Annotated in this window: 16 protein-coding genes; 13 read left to right on the top strand and 3 right to left on the bottom strand. The window is 36.2% G+C overall.

Annotated elements, in window-relative coordinates; translation table 11 throughout:
* Positions 1–94: 94 nt before the first annotated feature.
* The 8 genes from pepF to AMET_RS18490 all read left to right on the top strand — a co-directional run bounded on the left by pepF (position 95) and on the right by AMET_RS18490 (position 9,814).
* Complete coding sequence (gene pepF, locus AMET_RS18520; protein WP_012064846.1) at positions 95–1,873, top strand: oligoendopeptidase F; 1,779 nt, start codon at positions 95–97, stop codon at positions 1,871–1,873.
* A gap of 143 nt (positions 1,874–2,016) precedes the next feature.
* Positions 2,017–3,915 (top strand): sigma 54-interacting transcriptional regulator, encoded by a 1,899-nt coding sequence (locus tag AMET_RS18515; protein ID WP_012064845.1) that lies wholly within the window; start codon positions 2,017–2,019, stop codon positions 3,913–3,915.
* A 232-nt stretch (positions 3,916–4,147) separates the two neighbouring features.
* A complete protein-coding gene (locus tag AMET_RS18510; protein ID WP_242661325.1) occupies positions 4,148–4,597 on the top strand; it encodes a 4Fe-4S dicluster domain-containing protein in 450 nt (149 codons plus the stop codon).
* A gap of 50 nt (positions 4,598–4,647) precedes the next feature.
* Positions 4,648–6,570 (top strand): anaerobic carbon-monoxide dehydrogenase catalytic subunit, encoded by a 1,923-nt coding sequence (cooS, locus tag AMET_RS18505; protein WP_012064843.1) that lies wholly within the window; start codon positions 4,648–4,650, stop codon positions 6,568–6,570.
* Positions 6,570–6,746 (top strand): hypothetical protein, encoded by a 177-nt coding sequence (locus AMET_RS26330; RefSeq protein ID WP_198135360.1) that lies wholly within the window; start codon positions 6,570–6,572, stop codon positions 6,744–6,746. The genes cooS and AMET_RS26330 overlap by 1 nt, the downstream gene beginning before the upstream one ends.
* Positions 6,747–6,759: 13 nt before the next feature.
* Positions 6,760–7,524 carry an ATP-binding protein gene (locus AMET_RS18500; protein ID WP_012064842.1) on the top strand — a complete coding sequence of 255 codons (765 nt, stop codon included), beginning with the start codon at positions 6,760–6,762 and terminating at the stop codon, positions 7,522–7,524.
* A gap of 302 nt (positions 7,525–7,826) precedes the next feature.
* On the top strand, positions 7,827–8,558 hold the full coding sequence (locus tag AMET_RS18495; RefSeq protein ID WP_012064841.1) for an ABC transporter ATP-binding protein: 732 nt from the start codon (positions 7,827–7,829) through the stop codon (positions 8,556–8,558).
* Positions 8,555–9,814, top strand: a complete 1,260-nt coding sequence (locus AMET_RS18490; protein ID WP_012064840.1) for an ABC transporter permease — start codon at positions 8,555–8,557, stop codon at positions 9,812–9,814. Before AMET_RS18495 ends, AMET_RS18490 begins: the two co-directional genes overlap by 4 nt.
* 215 nt (positions 9,815–10,029) lie before the next feature.
* Here AMET_RS18490 and AMET_RS18485 read toward each other — a convergent pair whose 3' ends face one another.
* Positions 10,030–10,497, bottom strand: coding sequence for a chemotaxis protein CheW (locus AMET_RS18485; RefSeq protein ID WP_012064839.1), 468 nt, complete (start codon positions 10,495–10,497; stop codon positions 10,030–10,032).
* 53 nt (positions 10,498–10,550) lie between these two features.
* Complete coding sequence (locus AMET_RS18480; protein WP_012064838.1) at positions 10,551–11,585, bottom strand: PocR ligand-binding domain-containing protein; 1,035 nt, start codon at positions 11,583–11,585, stop codon at positions 10,551–10,553.
* A 313-nt stretch (positions 11,586–11,898) separates the two neighbouring features.
* Between AMET_RS18480 and AMET_RS18475 the strand changes: the two genes are divergently transcribed.
* From AMET_RS18475 to AMET_RS18455, 5 genes are all read left to right on the top strand, one after another.
* Complete coding sequence (locus AMET_RS18475; RefSeq protein WP_012064837.1) at positions 11,899–12,555, top strand: L-fuculose-phosphate aldolase; 657 nt, start codon at positions 11,899–11,901, stop codon at positions 12,553–12,555.
* A 32-nt stretch (positions 12,556–12,587) separates the two neighbouring features.
* Entirely contained in the window at positions 12,588–13,640 is a 1,053-nt protein-coding gene (locus AMET_RS18470; protein WP_012064836.1) for an S-methyl-5-thioribose-1-phosphate isomerase, read from the top strand.
* 30 nt (positions 13,641–13,670) lie between these two features.
* Positions 13,671–14,879: an S-methyl-5-thioribose kinase gene (gene mtnK / locus AMET_RS18465; RefSeq protein WP_012064835.1), complete on the top strand. Its 1,209-nt coding sequence runs from the start codon at positions 13,671–13,673 to the stop codon at positions 14,877–14,879.
* 159 nt (positions 14,880–15,038) lie between these two features.
* Positions 15,039–16,493, top strand: a complete 1,455-nt coding sequence (locus tag AMET_RS18460; RefSeq protein ID WP_012064834.1) for a DEAD/DEAH box helicase — start codon at positions 15,039–15,041, stop codon at positions 16,491–16,493.
* 202 nt (positions 16,494–16,695) lie between these two features.
* Entirely contained in the window at positions 16,696–18,696 is a 2,001-nt protein-coding gene (locus tag AMET_RS18455) for a methyl-accepting chemotaxis protein (RefSeq protein WP_012064833.1), read from the top strand.
* Positions 18,697–18,841: 145 nt separating this feature from the next.
* On the opposite strand, the gene AMET_RS18450 is transcribed toward AMET_RS18455, so the two are convergent.
* Positions 18,842–21,256 carry an HD domain-containing phosphohydrolase gene (locus AMET_RS18450; RefSeq protein WP_012064832.1) on the bottom strand — a complete coding sequence of 805 codons (2,415 nt, stop codon included), beginning with the start codon at positions 21,254–21,256 and terminating at the stop codon, positions 18,842–18,844.
* Between the last annotated feature and the right edge of the window lie 175 nt (positions 21,257–21,431).

Below are 21,431 nucleotides of genomic sequence, written 5' to 3'. Positions count from 1 at the left end.
GTATTGTATTTTTTAGTCAAGTATTTTGGCTGGGATGATTAATCGTGGTATGTAAGGATAATATAACAATGAATAGATAAAAGAGGAGGTCAATATGAATAAATCAGAAATTCAAGAACAATACCGTTGGGATCTTAGTGATTTATTTACAAGTGATGATGAATGGGAAGAGGCATTTAAAGCCGTAAGAGAAAATGCAGAGGCCTTTAAAGGATTTAAAGGGCGGATTTTAGAAAGTCCAGAAAGGCTCTATGAGGCTATTAAAGAACATGAAAAAGTTTCAAGAATGATCACTAACGTGCTCACTTATGCTAGATTAAGGAAGGATGAAAATACAAAGAATGCCACTTATCAGAGCATGACAGCACGTGCAGAGAAGCTTGCTACAGAAATTAGTGAAATGGGGTCATTTTTTACTCCAGAAATATTGAGTGCAGCGTATGAAACAATAAAAGAAATGAGCTTATATCCACCATTAAAAATGTATGAGCAATTTTTTGAAGACTTGTTTAGAAGTAAAAAGCACACCCTTTCAGAGGAGATGGAATCTGTTCTGGCCCAGGTAGGCGAACTAGGCGATGTGCCCAGCAATACCTATGGGATGTTACTCAATGCGGATATGACATTTGAAGATGCAGTAGATGCTAAGGGTGACCCACATAAATTGACCAATGGTTCTTATATACAACTGATGATGTCTGCAGATAGAACATTACGCCAAGATGCCTTTGGAAAGTACTATAAAGTTTATGAAGGGCATATCAATACCATTGCTACCTTGCTGCAAAGTGAAGTCAATAAAAATATTTTCTTTAGTAAAGTGCGCAAGCATCCCTCTGCACGTGAAGCGGCATTGTTTCAAAACAACATTCCCACAAGTGTTCCAGATCAATTGATTGAAGCAGTCAATGCTAACTTAGAGACATTTTATAAGTATATGAAGTTAAGAAAAAAGGTCTTGGGTTTGGATGAGTTACATCTTTACGATATCTATAGACCCATTGTAACTAATGTAGATTTTGATATACCTTATGAAGAAGCAAAAACCATGGTGACGGAATCCTTAGGCCTTTTAGGTGAGAATTATCAAAAGACTATCCGAGAGGCATTTGAACAGCGCTGGATTGATGTGTATGAAACTGAGGGCAAACGTTCAGGCGCTTATTCATGGGGAACTTATGATTCTAAGCCCTACATACTTTTAAACCACAAAGATAATATAGATAGCATGTTTACCTTAACCCATGAACTTGGGCACTCGATGCATAGCTACTTGACAAGGGAAAATCAGCCCTACGTGTATGGTAATTACTCAATATTTTTGGCGGAAGTGGCTTCTACCACCAATGAAGCACTCCTTAATGATTACTTGCTTAAAAATATTCACGACGAAGACAAGAAGAAGTATATTCTTAATCATTATTTAGAGCAGTTTAGAGGCACTATTTTTAGACAAACGATGTTTGCTGAATTTGAAAGAGATATCCATGATCATGTTGAAAAGGGAGGTGCCCTAACGGCAGAATTCTTATGTGATCATTACCTGAATCTAAATAAAAAGTATTTTGGACCAGATGTGGTGATTGATGATGCCATCAAATATGAGTGGGCAAGAATACCACATATGTATTACAATTTTTATGTCTATCAATATGCTACTGGTTTTTCTGCAGCCATTGCACTTTCAAATGCGATACTAAAAGAGGGTGAACCTGCAGTAAAATGTTATACGGAATTTCTGTCTAGTGGATCCAAAGATTATCCAATTGATATTTTGAGAAAGGCTGGTGCCGATATGGAGACAGAGGCACCTGTAAATAATGCCCTTGCATTATTTACATCAGCTGTTGAAGAACTAGAGGCTTTGCTTTAAATGAAAATAGAAGTGTATTTCACATTCCCTCAGACTAAAGAGTTTGGGGGATTTTTCTTATCTCAATACATGATATAATATAATATAATATAAGTAATAAAAATCTAATGAATCAATTTTACGACATCTAAAGGAGGGTTAGCATGAATAATTTAGAAAGAAACCTAGGGTCTTTAACTACTACTTTCAACACTGGGAATGAAGTGAAAAATGTAGGAAAGGATATATATTATAGTACTGCTAAAAACTTCGGAAGCAGACTTAGTATTAAGGATTATGACATGTTAACAGAAAAAATGGCTGAATTGGGTATTGGTCAGGTTAGAATTACTTTAATATCTGATGAGAAAATTATTGTTCAATTATATGAATGTTTTACATGTGGGGAGATGGAATACAAAGGTGAAGCCATATGCTATTTTGAAGGGGGAATTCTAGCGGGGGCTATTAGTAACATATGTGGTCAAAACATGGATGCCATAGAAACTAAATGTAACGCTTTAGGAGATGGATATTGCGAGTTTGAGCTAACACCTAAATCCATTAAGCCTCAAACTAATCATTCGACTGCTGAAAAAGAAGACAATATGGTGAATTTGGCACTACACTCCTTAAAACTAACCAAAGATTATAACAAAGTGGAACATAAGACTAAGAACTTTTCAAATATGAATCAGCGCCTACACAAGGCACTAAAAAAAGCAGTAGAAATCAATAACTTCAACAAAACAATCCTTGATAGTATGCCTAATTGTCTAGCACTGATTGACCCTAATGGAATCATTATTAAAATTAATAAACAATACAATGACTTCTTAAACATTGACTCGAAAAAGGTGGAAAATCAAAATATAAAATCTTTAGGTTGGACTACGAAATATAAAGAAGTATTGATAACGGGAAATGCGGCAATCTGGCAAGAAGATATTGAAGACGATGAATATATCATTTTTGAAAGTCCCGTAGCTGAAGGAAATGGAATCCTTAGACAGCTCATTCCGACTAAATCAGAATTTGTTAAGCTAATGTTGGACAAAATGACTTTTTTAGAAAGAGAAATGAAGTACTATAAAAATAAAGTCAAGGAAAAAAATAATGATATTGAAAACATCGCTGACTTATCTGTGGATTCAGACTGTATGAGAGAAGTTATCCGATATATGAAAAAGGTATCTAAAACCGATGCAACTACCTTGTTAAGGGGAGAAAGTGGGACAGGAAAAACTTTGTTTGCCAAGGCTATTCATAATGAAAGCCATCGTAAGAACAATCCTTTTGTTAGCATAGATTGCACAACGATCCCTGAAAATTTCTTTGAAGCAGAACTGTTTGGTTATGAAGCTGGAGCCTATACTGGTGCCAATAAAAATGGTAAAGCTGGAAAACTTGAAATGGCCCATGGAGGAACCGTATTCTTGGATGAGATTGGTGAAATTCCAGTGGAAACCCAGTCGAAGCTTTTACGATTTTTGCAAGAGAAAGAATTTGAGCGTATCGGTGGCATTACGACCAAAAAAGTGGATGTTCGAATCATCGCTGCCACCAATCAAGAATTAGAGACAATGATAAGCAAGGGACAATTCCGGAAAGATTTATATTATAGGTTAAATGTAATCAATATTAATCTTCCTCCATTAAGAGAACGACTGGAGGAAATCCCTAGCTTAACCAATAAAATATTATTAGATTTCTGCAGAGAAGTGGGGATTGAACTAAAGGAGATTGGTGAAGAAGGGATGAAAGAACTAATTCACTACAATTGGCCAGGAAACATACGAGAGCTTGAAAACCTAGTAAAGAGACTTGCCATTAATAGTGAACAAAAAATGATTGAAAGAAGCGATATTGCAAGGGAAATAGAAATTACTACAAAAATTCAACCTATTCAAGCTTTAGAAGGACAAATGAATCAATCTGAAAAACAAAATATCATAGATGCCTTAGAAAAATATGATTTCAATAAAACCCAAACAGCAAAAGGACTAGGTATTACCCGACAAACCTTATACAATAAAATAAAGCGCTTCGGAATCAGTAGCTAAGTTTTTTTAGTGTAAAACCAATTGTATAACTGTCAAAAATATTTTACAACTGTAAAATACTTTTGACAGTTGTTTTTTATTTCACATCTAAAACCCCTCTAATAAGCTCTATTACAGGGGTTTTTATTTTTGGCACAAAACTTGCTTCTATATAAAGGCAAATCAATATTAAAAGAAAATTAATATTAAAAAGTCTTATAAAAAAGGAGTGATTCTTATCAATGAAAAAGAAATGAAGTTTATTACGGCGGATTCGGCTTATTGCTTGGGATGCAAAGGATGTGAATTAGCCTGTACATCGAGAAAAGCATCTATATATGCTGTTGATGAAGCAAGGATAAACAGAACTGTCGTACCTAATATTATAGTCACTCAAAGTCAAGATATGAAAATCCCCGCCCATTGTAGACATTGCCAAGAAGCTTTTTGTTTACAACTCTGTCCCACTAAAGCCATAACCCAGGAAAAAAAAGTAGTCGTAATAAATGATGACAAATGCACAGGTTGTGGAATCTGTGAACAAGGTTGTCCCTATGGAGTGATTACCATGGCTTTTTATACGAAAGATCAAAAAATAAAAAAGATTGCTAATAAATGTGATATGTGTATGGATAGACAATCAAAGGATGAAGACCCCTTGTGCTATACAGCATGTCCTACCAAAGCAATAAGTCTTTTATAAAAATAAATGGGACAAACCCTAGAAAACAAGCAAAAGAGAGGATGAAAAATATGGGAAATTGTCATAATCTTTCAAATCAATGTTTAATTAACAAAGCTGAGGATGAAAATATAGATCTTGTATGGCACCGCTACGAAAAGATGCTTCCTTTATGTGGCTTTGGAGAAAAAGGAATATGCTGTAGGATCTGTATGAAAGGACCCTGTCGTATTGACCCATTTGGAAATGGTCCACAGGAAGGAATCTGTGGTGCTAATGCAGATACAATAGTTGCTAGGAACCTAGTAAGAATGATTGCAGCAGGGACTGCAGCCCACTCTTCCCATGGTAAAGAAATAGCAAAGACCCTTATGCAAGTGGGTAAAAAAACATCTAAGAGTTACGCCATTAAAGATAGTGAAAAATTAAGGGCCATCGCTAAAAAAATGAATATCAGTATTGAAGGAAAAGATATATACCAAATAGCAGAACAGGTAGCCTATGAAAGTTTAAAAGATTATTCTCGTATAGAAGAAGAGCCCTGTACTTGGTTAAGTAATAGCATTACCCCACCTAGGCTAGAAAAACTTGAAGGTTTGGGTGTGGCCTTAAATAATATAGAATCATCAGTTGCGGACATTATGTCTAGAACTCATTTGGGGACAGACGCTGATCCGATAAATCTATTGCTAGCAGGTATGAGATGTGCCATAGGTGATTACACGGGTATGCAGATCTCGACAAACCTTTCAGATGTTCTCTTCGGCACGCCGGAGCCGGTCATAAGTGAAGCTAATTTAGGCGTAATTAAAAAAGATGCTGTAAACATTGCCGTACATGGCCACAACCCTTTACTAAGCGAAATCATAGTAGATGTGGTCGACGAAATGCAACAGGAAGCTAGGGCGGCTGGAGCTACGGCAGGGATTAATATTGTCGGTGTGTGCTGTACTGGAAATGAGGTTCTATTAAGAAGAGGTATTCCCATGGCATCGAACTACCTTTCCCAAGAGCTTACGATTTTAACCGGTGCTTTAGAAGCCATGGTGGTAGACGTACAGTGTATCATGCCATCTCTTGCAAAAATTGCGTCTTGTTACCATACAAAGCTTTTCACAACTATGCCCGAGGCAAAGATCCCCGGCGCAGATCATTTTGAACTCCATGATGAAAATGCTGTGGAAAATGCAAGAAAGATAGTCAAACAGTCAATAGAGGCATATAAAAGACGTGATCCAAATAAGATACTAATCCCTGAAGAGAAAAGTCAGATCATTGCTGGATTCAGTACGGAATCCATTACTAACCTTCTAAGTAAAATTGACAGTGAAAAACCCTTGCGGCCATTGATAGATAATATCGTCAATGGAAACATAAGAGGCGTTGTACTATTTGCTGGATGTAATAATGTAAAAATAACCCAGGACTATAACTTTGTTCATATGGCAAAGAAATTACTAGAAAACAATATTTTAATCTTGGCCACCGGCTGCGGAGCTGGAGCCTTCGCCAAAAACTCATTAATGAACTCCGAGGCAACCAATAAATATGCAGGAGAAAGTCTGAAAGCTGTACTAACCATGCTTGGGAAAGAAGCTGGTTTGGATGCTCCATTGCCACCAATTTTCCACATGGGCTCATGTGTTGACAACAGCAGAGCCGTGGATTTAGCTGTTAACTTAGCTAATGAACTCAATATAGATTTGTACCAATTACCAGTGGTGGCATCGGCTCCAGAGGTAATGAGTGAAAAAGCAATTGCCATAGGAACATGGGCCGCTGGATTGGGAATGCCTGTGCATATCGGACTAATGCCTCCTGTTGGAGGTAGCCCCCTTGTGGCAGAGGTATTGACTTCGGGATTAAAAGACATAGTGGATGGATACTTTATTGTAGAGAAGGACCCATTGGAAGCAGCTTCAAAGATAATCCATGTAATAGAGGAAAAAAGGGCTGCATTGAACGTTACTTCTACCTTAGAGGAGGAGAAGTAATGACTTTTGAATCTAAAAAATATGATGAAATCAATCAATGTCTAGAATGCAAAGAACCAATTCAAGTAATAAAATTAACCTATATTCGAAAGAAGATAGAGGGAATATCTGAAGCTGATTTAAAATTAATGAAACTATGCAGTAAGTGTAAACGAAAAATATCAAGGTGTAAATAAGGAGGAATTTCATATGAAAATCGCAGTCACTGGAAAAGGCGGAGTAGGAAAAACTACTATTTCAGCACTCATGGCAAGACGATTAGCTGAAAAAGGATATAAAGTATTAGCAATAGATGCAGATGCAGATGCCAACTTTGCCGCAGCCCTAGGAATCGATATAAAAAACCATCCCATAAAACCCATCTCAGAAATGAACGAACTGGTGGAGGAAAAAATGGGAACTGGAGATAATCAAGGGAAGGGGCTCTATACATTAAATCCCTTTGTAGGAGATATACCAGAGCGTTTTTCTATTCACCATAAAGGCGTAGACTTCCTTGCTGTAGGAACAGTTAAAACCGGTGGATCCGGCTGTTATTGTGCAGACAACAAGTTTTTAAAAAGGCTTCTAAATCACATCGTACTAAAAAGAGAGGAAACTGTTATTATTGATATGGAAGCAGGTTTAGAACATCTTTCCAGGGGCACAGCTGAAGGAATAGATGTCTTTATCGTAGTGGTAGAGCCTGGACAAAGAAGCTTAGAGACGGCGGTAAATGTACAGAAAATGGCAACAGATATTGGTGTAAACAAAGTTTACGCCATAGCAAATAAAGTGCGAAACCAGGAAGAATTAAAACTCATCAAAACGCACCTAAAGGATATAGAGATCTTGTCCCATATTCCATATAATCCAGCCATATCCATGGCGGATCTACAGGGTGCATCCCCAGCAGACTCAACGGATGATAACATAAAAGAAACAATTGATTTGATAATTGAAAAATGTAAGTAATGCTTAAATACCAACCCTACTTCTTGTGAAGTAGGGTTTTGTGGTTTGCGGTGCATGTTGCGGAGTCGATGGTTTGATTTATATTTGCCACTATACTTTCAATTTAACTATATTGGTATTAATAGGGGTTTATTGTGGTATTGTATTTATAGGATACTAAAAAGTAATATGAATAGATGTCATAGGGACCTACGGCCTATGATTGGAAGATATGAGAGTTTATCAATTGATGAACTTATACCCTTATGGGTTGTCCTATGGTAACATGGTAAGTGGACCAGAAAATAATAGGGGGGGAAGTAATGAATACACTAGAAGTGAAGGCTATATCCGCAGGGTATGATAAGCATATTATTCTTCATGAGGTTTCCTTTAAGGTGGAACCAGGAGAAATTGTGGGATTAATTGGACCAAACGGTGCAGGAAAAACAACAATCATCAAAAGTATTTTGGGAATAATCCCCTTAACACATGGTGAAATTACTATTGGAGCCGTAAATATTAAATTATCTCCACAACAAGTCAAAGGGGAGATGGCTTATATCCCAGAAAATCCTCTGTTGTATGACGAACTGACGTTATTAGAGCATTTAGAATTTACTGCTATGTCTCATGGAATGGATAAGAAAATTTTTGAAAATAGAAAAAATTATTTATTAAAGCTTTTTCATTTAGAGGACAAGCTACATCATTTTCCCAATTCCTTTTCTAAGGGAATGAGACAGAAGGTAATGATTATGTGTGCTTTTCTTTATGACCCTTCTATTTATATTGTAGATGAGCCTTTTGTGGGACTGGATCCCAAGGCGACTCGCTCCTTCACAACATTTCTGTTACAGAAAAAAGAAGCAGGGGCAGGAATTTTAATGTGTACCCATGTATTGGATGCGGCAGAAAAAATATGTGATCGATTTATATTTTTCAATCAAGGAAAAGTGGTGACTACTGGAACATTAAGGGATTTGAGGAAAGAATCAAATCTAGAGGATGGTAGTTTAAATGATATCTATGATAAGCTGGTGGAGGAAGAATGAATCCTATATTTACCATTTGGAAAAAAAGAATAGGGTATTTGCATAAGTTACATTTTCGTTTTATTAGTTTTCAGATTGACTGGGTTATTGCTATTTACGCTGTGCTTATATTTGGATTCATTGGATACGGATTTTACCCAATATTTCACGAAGTCATTGTTCGAGAAATAAATCCCTTAGGAAAAATGGTTGTAAATTCATTTGTCCTGATGATGTTATTGGGAGGAGAGCTTAAGGGATACTTAAAAACAGCAGATCAGGTATTTTTAATACCTTTGAGCATCAATGGAAGACAGTTCATTAGTTATTCCCATAGACTAAGTGCGGTTATTCATATTGGGACGTGGAGTGTTTTTTGGATCATTTTATATTTCTACTATAGACTTCACTATCAAGTAGAGATAATGAAGTATCTTGCCCTATGGCTCGGTGGTATTTTTATTAAGCTAATTATAATAAATTCTAAGTTTATTATAGAAAATCAAAGGGGTAGATGGAAAAGAAGAATAATAAGAAACCTTTTTTATGGTTTTTGTAGTCTTGCCATAGGCTACATTGTTTTTTACTATAATCTAAAAACCCTAAGTTCGATGCAAATAAGTATTGGACTTATCATTTTAGGAGTTATGACGAGTCTTTCTTTTCTAATAAAAAACAAAGTATATATTGATTGGGAGAGGATCATAGAAGAAGAAGTAAATAAACGAGTAAAGGGTCTAACTGTTCTGTTAGGAGAAGGATCCAAGAACAAAAAAGTTTTTAGGAAAAGAACCACCAGGATTTTTAGTGGCAGGAAATTTATTCCCTTTACTCCTAAAGGCGCATTACTGCTTTTATATTTTAAGATCATTCTAAGGGGAAAGGGAAATCTATTGTTTCTCCTTCAGATAATAGGAGGTACTTTTGCGAGTATTTATTTGTTTAATAGAGGTTTTGGAGGAGGAGATCCTTCTGACATAAGGAGCATGAATGCTATTGGTATTGTGTTTATGGCCTATCTTATTGGAGATCTTTTATTATCAATCTGGAAAAGTTTAAAAGAAGATACTTGGTTTATAATATATCCCTATAGCCATAAGGATAAGATTTTTTCTATGAAACTAGGAGTAATGATAGGATTAAGTATTTGCTTACTAATCATAAGTGTCGGTATGATGATATTGACAACTCCTTTAATACATCCTACTGTAGACTTGATTGGGGCAGTACTATTGGCCATATGTATTACTCAGATTCAAATGTTGTTTTTTTACTAAACAAAACGTGCCATTCATTTTTGATAGGAGAGGCCGTGAGCTATAGATTATCCTTATTGTGGCAGGTCTCTATACGAGAATGACATAGATGACAAAAAAGATACATCCTCACGAAGTGCGGATGTATTTCAAATGGTATACTCGTGTGGCCAATTTACCATAATTTCTAATGATGGAAACATATGTTGAGCTTAACTATTGTTTATTTTAGTTTCTTACTTTTCAATCAATGGAGTAATGATATCTCGTTCTTTTACAGTTAAGATTTTTTCTGCGTTTAAAATAATAATCATTTGATCATCTTTTTTAGCGATACTTGAGATAAACTCGTTGGTAATATTAGAAGAAAATAGTGTAACTGTAGACTCAATATCGGTATCCTCAATTCTAACAATGTCGACGACTTCATCTACGATGAGCCCGATCATAATATCATTTACAATAGCAATAAGTATTTCATCATTTTTTCGAATCGTATTATTTTGAAATTGAAAACGTTTTCTCAAATTGTATAGGGGAATGATTTTACCTCTTAGGTTAATAATGCCCTCAATGAAAGTAGGGGAATTGGGAATGTGGGAAATTTTCAAATCATTTAATTTATTTATGCCGTTTACAAAATCGATTTCAATGCCATATTGTTGTTGTTCTAATTCAAATATAATAAATTGAACACTTGACATATAAGTACCCCCGATCTTTTAATTATTCAATTGCTTGAACTATAAAATATAGATTAATTATTATGGGCAAGTTCATTTAAGCTTTCTGCTAAAGCAGTTATTTCTTCTATACTTGCAGTGACTTCCTGTATAGCGGCAGCTTGGTCCTCTGTTACTGAGAGTGTGTCACTTCCAATCCTTACTGTATTTGTAACAGAAGTTTGGATATTATCAATAAAAGATTTTATTTTACTAACGGTTTGTTTTGACTCAGTAGATAATTTTCGTATTTCTTCCGCAACGACTCCAAATCCAAGACCAGCAGTTCCTGCTCTTGCTGCTTCAATAGCTGCATTTAGGCCAAGCATCCGAGTTTCATCTGCGATTTCTCTAATAAACTCAAGAACTTCGGTAATTTGTTGAGACATGATATTAACATTTTCAATTTCTTTATTTAAATTATTCTGAGAACTACTTACTTCTTGTGCAGAGGCTGCCAGCTGTTCCATGGTAGCGGCAATTTGACTTAAACTTTCGTTCAATATATTTGTTGCATTTTTCAGCTTATGCTCATGATACCAGGTTTTTGCCATGTTGTTAGCGACAACATACAATACTTCTGCTGCAGCAAGAATTTCTGTATTTGACATCTCTCTTATTTCTTTAGCAGCAGCTACAAAACTCATCTCTTCTACACCGATTTCAGAAGCAATTTGTTTATATTTTTCTTCTTGTTGAAAATTTTCTAATACTTGTCCTCCTAAAATTGTTCCGATCAACTTTCCTTCAAGCATAATAGGGGCTGCGAAATCAATTAATCCAGCATGACATTCATAAGTGACGGGTTTGCCTAATCGTACAGCTTCCTCACCACCCTTGCGATGAGATTCTGCACATCGATTATCTCCTGTTTCCGTAGAATGTACAAAGTTGCAAAAACGAGTATATCTACTAGGCTTTGTTACAGGGGTTCCTTCTGTATCAACAGTAACGCTTGCTAAACCTATGGCAGTGGCAAAATTATCCTGAAACTTTTGCAAAAATCCAATGTCGATAACATCTTGTAATTTAATATCGTTTAGATTGACTGATGCTTTTTCATTGTTCATTAAGAGCCCTCCTAGATTTTTTTTGGTAAAATGTCGATAAATGTAAAAAAACATCGAACTTAATTTATTATAGCATAATATTCAGATGAGTTGAACACAAAACATAGAAAATAAGATAGACTAAGTAAGATAGACTATGATGTATGAGTAGAAAATGAAAAAAAGGCCCAGATTAAAAGTGTGTCTTGGAGCTAGGAGTACTAGGAGAAGAAAGTGCGTTAGTAGAACATGTATACAAATAAGGTGTGTCTCAGTAGTTTATCAGCAAATATTGCAAGGATGATTCAATGAAGCGTTAGAAAGGAGAATTCCATTGATATTTGAAAAAGAAAGAGAACAAATTGTAGCCTATGGAAAAAAGTTGATTCAAAGTAATTTGACAAAAGGAACCGGTGGAAACATCAGTGTTTATTTTAGAGAAGAACAATTTATGGCCATTACACCCAGTGGGATTGATTATTTTAAATTAAATCCCGAAGATATTGTAGTAATGGATATGGATGGCAAGGTAGTGGATGGAAATCAGAAGCCATCTAGCGAGTACTCAATGCATAAGGTTTTCTATGAGAGAAGGACGGATATCAATGCAGTCATACATGTCCATTCCACATACGCCACTACATTAGCCTGTATGAACTGGGAACTACCGGCTGTACACTATTTAGTGGCTATTTCAGGTGGGAAAAATGTCAGATGTGCAAAATATGCAACATTCGGCACCAAAGAGCTGGCTGAAAATGCATATGAGGCTATGGAAGATCGACAAGCTGTTTTATTGGCGAATCATGGTTTATTGACCGGTGCAAATGACTTGCCTAATGCCTTCAATAAAGCAGAGGAAATTGAATTTTGTGCTGAAATTTATTGTCGAACAAGAGCACTAGGACAACCAAAGATTCTAGCAGATGAAGAGATGGATAAGATGTTAGGATTGTTTCAAAGTTATGGACAAGTAAAGGAGAAAAAATAGAAGGATGAGCCTATCAGAAAGGCAGGTAATGTATGGAACGAGTTGATCAAGATTTAGCATTTATGCTACGTTATGAAAATGTGGCTTGGTATGAAAATGGTAAAGTAAGCATACTAGACAGAAGGATATATCCCACTGAAGTGAACTTTGTAACTTGTCACACCCATGAAGCAGTAGCAAAGGCAATTGCCGATATGGTAACCCAAAGTGCTGGCCCCTATACGGCTGCAGGAATGGGCATGGCTTTAGCCGCTTATGAATGTCGTGAATGTTCCTATGGAGAACAGGTGAACTACTTGGAGGATGCGGCATATAAATTGGCAAATGCTAGACCTACCACAGCTAATAGAATGACTTTGGTTGTAAAGGGATGTTTAAAGGCCGCTCACAAAGCAATGGAAAGCGGGGATAAAGTTGATGAAGCAATCTTTCGGCATACACTTCATTCTATCAACAATCGGTACGCTAGAATTGGGATCGTAGCCAAGTATCTAGTGGATTTATTCCCACGAAATGGTAATATCATGACCCAATGCTTTGGTGAAACAATCGTTGGTATGATGTTAAAGCAAGCCAAAAAACAGAATAAAAACATAAAGTTATTTTGTCCAGAAACAAGACCATACCTTCAAGGGGCTAGGCTCACTGCCAGTGTAGCCTATGATCAAGGTTTTGATGTGACCGTCATAACAGACAATATGCCAGCATTTGTGATGAAGAATAAGGGGATAGATGTTTTTACATCTGCCGCAGACGCCATCTGTTTAGATGGACATGTTGTGAACAAAATCGGAACATTGCAAATAGCCATTGTAGCCAAACATTTTGAAGTGCCCTATTTTGTCACGGGCATACCAGATCAGGATAAACATAATATTTCACAGGTTGAAATCGAGGAAAGAGATCCTAGTCAAGTCCTTGAATTTCGGGGAATTAAAAACACCATGGAGGGTGTGAAGGGATATTATCCATCCTTTGATATCACACCGCCCCACTTAGTGGGTGGTGTCGTGACAGATAAGGGCATCTTTAGTCCCTATGATTTAAATCGATATTTTGAAACTGATGTTGAGGACTATTATTAAAATAAAGAGTGCGTATAAGGGGATGATCAATTGTCTAAATTTAGCTCCCATTTTAAAATGGATGAAGAAGATGTCATTCTTTACGTCAAGGAAAAGCTAGATTTTTTTGAAAAAGGGGCTAAACTAAGAGCCGAAGAAATAGGGGACGGTAATATCAATTATGTCTTTCGTGTTTGGGATGTGAACGCTAAAACATCTGTCGTGGTTAAGCAGGCTGATACACTACTTAGGTCATCAGGCCGTCCCTTAGATGTTGATCGTAATCGAATCGAAGGGGAAGTCTTAATGATGCAAGAGAAATTAGCTCCTGGCCTTGTACCTAAAGTATACCAATATGATCCCATTATGTGTTGCCTTGTCATGGAGGATATAGGTGATCATGAGAACCTTAGAAAAGCTTTGTTAGAAAGAAAGGTTTTTCTTAGACTAGCAGATCATATCAGTACGTTTATTGTGAATACACTTCTACCAACAACGGATTTAGTCATGGACTCTGGAATGAAAAAAGACAATGTAAAAAGATATGTAAACAAAGATTTATGTAAAATTTCAGAGGATCTTGTCTTTACAGAGCCTTTTATCAATTATAAAGGTAGAAACATTGTTTTGGAAGAAAACTTGCTCTTTATGGAAAAAAATCTTTACCAAGATAAAAAACTCATTCTAGAAGCGGGTATATTAAAGCATCAATTTATGAATCATCCACAAGGGTTAATCCATGGAGACCTTCATTCCGGTTCCATCTTTGTAACAAAACAGTCAACAAAGGTATTAGATCCTGAGTTTGCTTTTTATGGGCCAATTGGTTATGATCTAGGAAATGTAATTGGAAATTTGTTTTTTGCTTGGGTCAATGCCTATGTAACTGATAAAAGTCAAGGCGCAAATGAATTTATTCAATGGATTGAAAGTACCATAGATGAAATTGTCCTGTTATTTAAGGAAAAATTCATTGAACTTTATAAAGAGATCGTAACAGATGTTATGGCAAAAGAAGTAGGTTTTATGGAGTGGTATCTAGAGGGTATATTATCAGACACCGCTGGGTTCGCAGGCCTTGAGATGATTAGAAGGGTAGTTGGAGATGCAAAAGTTCAGGACATCACAGATATCAACAAGATAGAAGATAGAATAAGAGCCGAAAGAATGCTGATTAAAATAGGAAAAGCATTTATCATGAATAGAAGTGACTTTCAATCAGGAGAAGAGTATGTTAAAGAATTTTATCGTAATAAATAGACGATAAGAAGGTTAAGTTGGTTGTATATTCCCCTGACTTATGGTTTTGGGTACTCAATAATTTATTAAAAAAAGCATGAAATTCAGTGCAGTAACATAAAAAAATAAATATTCCTAATAATAATGACAGTAGAAATATTAAAAGAGAGAGTTGATTAAATGATAAAGTCAAATTTTAGCGATTATCAATTAAGTGATGAGTTATTAAAGTCCATTAGTATGTTGAATTTTGAAAGTCCTACGAAAGTACAACAACAAGTGATACCAGCAATACTAGAGCATAAGGATATCATAGTTAAGTCCCAAACTGGAAGCGGAAAGACTGCAGCATTTGCCATTCCTATTTGCCAATTGGTGGATTGGGATGAAAACAAGCCCCAGGCATTGGTGCTTGTACCCACAAGAGAGTTGGCTATTCAAGTTAAAGAAGACATGTTTAATATAGGTAGGTTCAAAAGGCTTAAAGTGGCTGCGGTTTATGGGAAGGCTCCTTTTTATCATCAAGAAAAGGAATTGAAACAAAAGACACATGTGGTGGTGGGTACCCCTGGACGTATTATAGATCATATGGAAAAAGGGACATTTGATACATCACAAATAAAGTATCTTGTGATAGATGAAGCTGATGAAATGTTTAATATGGGATTTGTAGATCAAATAGAGACAATCATAAAGGATTTGTCGAAAAAACGTGTCACAATGTTATTGTCAGCTACGATGCCCAGTGCCATAGAGACCTTATCTAATCGGTATATGAAAGATCCGATACATGCTGAAATAGAAGAAGAAAGTTCAGCGGTAGATAGGATTTCCCAAGAAAGATATACTGTAGAGTATAGAGATAAAATGAAGCTCTTAAGCGATATAACCATAGTAGAAAACCCTGATAGCTGTATCATATTTTGTAATACAAAGCAAAGAGTAGATGAAGTTAATGATGAGCTAATCAGGCTAAACTATACTTGTGAAAAGATTCATGGTGGAATGGAGCAACGTGATAGAGTTAGAGTTATGAATGAGTTTAAACAAGGTTATTTCAGATATTTGGTAGCAACGGATGTTGCAGCTAGGGGGATAGACATAGATAATATTTCCCTTGTCATTAATTATGATATACCACAAGACAAAGAAAGCTATGTGCATCGAATTGGTAGAACTGGACGTATCAGCAGGGAAGGTAGAGCCATTACCTTTGTGACACAATACGAAGATAAGTTTTTAAAGGATATACATCGATATATCGGTAAAGAGATTCCTTTAATGCAAAGACCGGAGATCGAAACGGTGAATGATTCAAAAGAGGAATTTGTAGAAAAAATAAATACCAAACCCGAAGTCAAAGAAACAAAAGGTGCACCACTAAGCAAAGAAATTTTGAAATTACATATCAACGCAGGTAAGAAAACAAAGATGAGACCAGTAGACATTGTGGGTACACTGTGTAGCATAGAAGGTGTAACTGCAGATGATATCGGAATCATCAATGTAGTTGATGTCTCTACCTTTGTAGAAATATTGAATGATAAAGGTGAATTGGTTCTTGAGGAGTTGCAAAATAAACCTATTAAAGGAAGACTTCGTAAGGTGAGTAAAGCTGTAGAGACCCAGATGTAGGAACAATAGTCCTATCCCCTTGGGTCTGCTCTTCGAGAGAGTTCCTGGTGGGAAGTCACTTAAGTTAGGAGTAACTACTTTTATAAGTATGGAAAATGAGGGGAATTAAGATATTATATTACATAATACGACAATAAAGATTGCTAAAAACTGCTATGTATAATACAATATTGTTAATAGTTTAACTAGGGGGGAGATCAATATGACAAGCATAAAGACAAAGTTAGGGATAATGCTAGGCGGATTATTAATTCTTGTCTGTATAGGATTAGGATGGGTTGCTTACTTCACTTCTACAAATGCTGTATACACAGTAGCGGAAGAACTATCAACAAAAACTGCAACAGAGTCAGCTAGGGTAGTAGAGGAACGTATTAATACACGATTTAGTGAATTACTTACCATAGCTAATACAGCTGAAATAGCAGATCCTAATATTTTACCTGAGGAAAAGATGTTTTACTTGGAAAAAGAAGCTAAAAGAGGAGGATATCTATCCTTAGGTATAGGAGATACAGAAGGAGAAACACTTACGATGGCAGGCATCACCATTAATCTGAAGGAAAGAGACTATTATCAACAAGCACTGGGAGGAAAGTCAGTAGTGACAGATCCTATAATAAGTAGAGAAGATAATACTACGCTGATTGTTAATTATGCTGTTCCCATTCAAGAAGAGGGAGGCAATATAATTGGGGTTTTAATTGGAGCGAGACATGGTGACGAACTCAGTGCCATAACAAATGATATTGTGTTAGGGGATACTGGCACGGCTTTTATGGTAAATCAGGTGGGAACAACAGTAGCTCATTATGCAGAAGAAGCTGTTAGATCGGCTGATAACACCATAGAGATGGCAGAAACAGATCCATCCCTAACGAGTTTGGCTGAAATTGTAAATAGAATGACCACTGGTGAAACTGGTTTTGATGAATATAACTATGATGGTATAGAAAAGTTCGCTGCATTTGCACCTGTAGGAAATACAAATTGGTCCCTGGCAGTTACTGTTCCTACGGAGGAAATTTTATCTTCTTTAGATTCCTTGAAAAGTAACATTCTTATGGCCTCTATATTATTTTTAATATTTGGACTCCTGCTAATTTATTTTATTACAAGTCGCTTTGCAAGACAAATAAAAGGGATTGCTGCCGATTTAAATGTAATTTCCAATGGTGATTTTAGTAGTGATCAATCCATTCAAACTAGAAGTGGAAAAGACGAAATCGCTGATACATACCGCTCTATGTCTACTATGAAAAAGGCTGTCAGTGCTATGATTAAGGCCATTAAGGATACTTCTATACTCATTAACAAGGACTCGGAAAGTTTAGATGTTATTGCTCAACAAATGTCTTCAACTTCGGAAAGTGTAGCCACTGCTATCCAAGAGACTACACAAGGTGTTAGTTCTCAAGCAGAAGGACTTGCAAACATCAATGAAGCTTTACAGACCTTTGGTGAAAAATTAGAAGGTATCGTTACGGATATAGAAGATATAGACCTAAATGCTAAGGATGTTAATGATATGTCTAATAAGAGTAATGAAGATATGCAATTGCTTATAGAATCAATCAATGTAATGGAAAGTACATTTAAAGATTTTACAGATAAAATCAATGGCTTGAACCAAAATGTAAATAAAGTTACAGAAATTACAAGCCTTATAAACAACATAGCAGAACAAACAAATTTACTAGCTTTAAACGCTGCAATTGAAGCTGCTAGAGCTGGTGAAGCTGGAAAAGGATTTGCTGTAGTTGCACAAGAGATAAGAAAATTAGCGGAACAATCACAACTCTCATCACAAAATATCAACCTGTTGATTAATAATATCACTGAAGATGCAGATTTAATCATAGAGACAACTGATGGATTGAATCAGGAATTAAGTACTCAAGTGAATGTCATTGATGGCGTTATAAATTCATACAAAAATATTGTAGAAGCGATTCATAGTATTGGAGTTAAGATCCGGTCAGCTAATATAGCAACTATGGAGATCAATAATGAAAAATCTACAATTTTAGCTAGAGTAGAAGAGGCTTCTGCAGTTGCGGAAGAAGTAGCTGCTTCTTCACAAGAAATAGCAGCTTCAAGTGAAGAAATGTCAGCCTCTTCAGAAGAGGTGGCTTCATCAGCAAAAAATATGGGTGTATTGATTGGAAGTATGTTAGAACAAGTGAACAAATTTAAAATTTAGAAGGAAATTTAACATAGTATCTGAAAAATAAGAAGTATATCTATACAAAATTTGATGAGATTGCTGATAAAATCCACCTCTTTTAAAGAGGTGGATTTTAGTTTGTGTGTTGATTAAGGAATTGAGAGAAAATCTATCTTCAATATTACAAATCTGTTTTTTGGTCAAGTAGCATTTTACTAAAGACTATTACTAAATCAGGGTCGAACTGGGTACCTGAATGTTTATGTAGCTCCTGTAGCGCTTCATCTCTAGAGAGTGGTTTTTTATAGCTTCGGACACTTGTCATGGCGTCATATGCATCAACTACCGTGATGATTCTTGCTTGAAGCGGTATTTCGTTTTCTCGTAATCCTTTGGGATACCCATTACCATCCCATCTTTCATGATGTGCTAACACAAACTCTGCCATTTCTGACATATCATTGACGGAACTCAGGATACGATATCCTATTTCAGGATGACGCTGTATCTCCTTCCATTCATCATCCGTAAGCTTACCAGGCTTGTTTAATATACTTTCATTAATTGCAATTTTTCCAATATCGTGTAATAGGCCTAATATTTTTAATTCCTGTATTTTGGACTCGGATAGTCTAAGAGCCTTGCCTAGCTCACTACATAATTCGGAAACCCGATGAGAATGCTGTTCCTCTCTGTTGTTCTTTTCATGAAGTGTGTTAATAATAATTCCAATTGTTTTATTTCTGTTGCTTGGACCTTCATAGAGCTTTTTCTTATACATATAATCCTCTGCTAGTCTGAATATTTCCTGCATTTCCTCATCATCTCGATACTTGGTTTCCCAGCCAAAGGAGACGGACAAATCAATAGATTGAACCTTTTCCATGGCGATAAGAGCTATAATGCGATTGGCGAGGTTTTCTGCTTCCTGGCTATCTGTTTTGGGGAGTAAAATGACAAATTCATCTCCACCTAGTCTTGCAACGATATCATCAGCACGGCATGTATTCTTCAATACGGTTGCTACTTTTTGTAAAAGTTTATCTCCCACCACATGACCGAAGGCATCGTTGGTAAGCTTGAGACCATTGACATCTGCCATCATAATACTTAGGGGGAGATTTCGTGGCACATCCAAACGTTTTAGTTCTTCTTCAAAGAATCTTCTGTTGTAAAGTCCTGTTAACTGATCGTGGTAACTTAAGTATACCAGTTCATCTGCCATTTTCTTTCTTTCGGAGACATCTGTCAAAACCACGGCAAATTGATTGTAGTTTGGCTGATAGGCAACCACTTCAAAGTATCTGTCAATTTCCTTAGAATAATTTTCATAATGTATAGGTTCTCCTGTCAGCGCTACCTGTCCATATCTTTCTATCCAGTATGTTTCCGTATCAGGTAGAACTTCAAGTACTGTTTTGCCAAGAATATCATCTCTTTTGAGTCCTGTTAATCTTTCGAAGCTATCATTGACATCAATAAAAGTATAATCTACGGGCTCTCCAAGTTCATTTGTGATGATTTGGTGTAAGGCTAAGCCCTGGTGCATTTGAGTTACCAGTGTTCGGTATTTTTCTTCGCTTTCTTTGAGATGATCATAATTTTCTCGGAGATCTTCCTCTGTAGCTGTTAATTCTTCAAGGAGTGCCTCAAGCTCCTGGTTAGTGGAGGTGATTTCTTTTTTACTTTCATTAAGCTTGGTATTGGTCGTTAGCAATTCCTTGGTTCTGGAAGCGACGATTTTTTTTAGCGTAAAGGTCCAAAATAGCAATATGAATAAGAGAGTGAGTAGTGAAGCGAAAAGCCAATAGTGTCGTCGGAGGGCTTCTAGAAAATCTCTCTCTTCATAAACACCCAACCATTGGTCATAAATTTCTTGATATTGACCAGTATTCTTTAAAATAACCAGTCCTTCATTTAAATCAGAGAGTAGTTGGCCATTACTTTTGTGGACAGCCATAGAATAATTTTGTGGGGCTAGGGATAATCCATTGGATTTTAAATTGGTGAGTTTATTATGTTGGATGATATAATGAGCTGGCAGTTTTAATACTGCTGCATAATCGTATTCTCCTGAGGAAACATGACGTAGTGCTTCTGCTACAGTTGATACCTCAATGAATTCAATATTAAGATCTTCCTGTACTAAAGATTCATGAACAATATCATTGGTCTGTACAACGACCCTTGTACCAGCTAAATCCTCCAGTGAAGTGACGGAAAAATCATCTCTAGTAAAAATATCTCCACTGGCTACGGCATGTCTAGCGGTGAAGGCATATTCAGCTTCCCTATCGACGGAATGGAACATACCGGAGATTGCATCTATTTCGTTGTTTTCCAGCTGTTGCATAATTTCATGCCAATTACCTAATTGAAATTCCACGTCAAGACCCATAACCTCTGCCACAGCTTTTCCTAGTTCTACATTGAAGCCCGTGGGATATCCTGATTCATCTAAAAAACTAAAGGGAGGGTAATCGATATCGTCTCCAAAGATAATTGCTGTAGAAGGCTTATCAGGAGAAGCATAAGTCACCATACTTCCCAGTAACAGAGCGGTTATAATTAATAAAATGAGTTTTTTTACTGGCATCCTTTTCCCCCCTATTTAATTTTGTGACTTGAGGTTGATATATGTACTTAATAATATTTACCCGATGTCTAAATATTCTAACAATAATTGCGGAATATAATGACATGTTTGTTAAGTAAATTCAAAGCATCAGTATATTTCAAGGGGATATGGGGATAAATAAACTACCACTGCG

The sequence above is a fragment of the Alkaliphilus metalliredigens QYMF genome (assembly GCF_000016985.1).
GTDB classification, from domain to species: domain Bacteria; phylum Bacillota; class Clostridia; order Peptostreptococcales; family Natronincolaceae; genus Alkaliphilus_A; species Alkaliphilus_A metalliredigens.
Note: the sequence above shows the minus strand (reverse complement) of the source record. Positions and strands in the feature narration are given on the sequence as shown.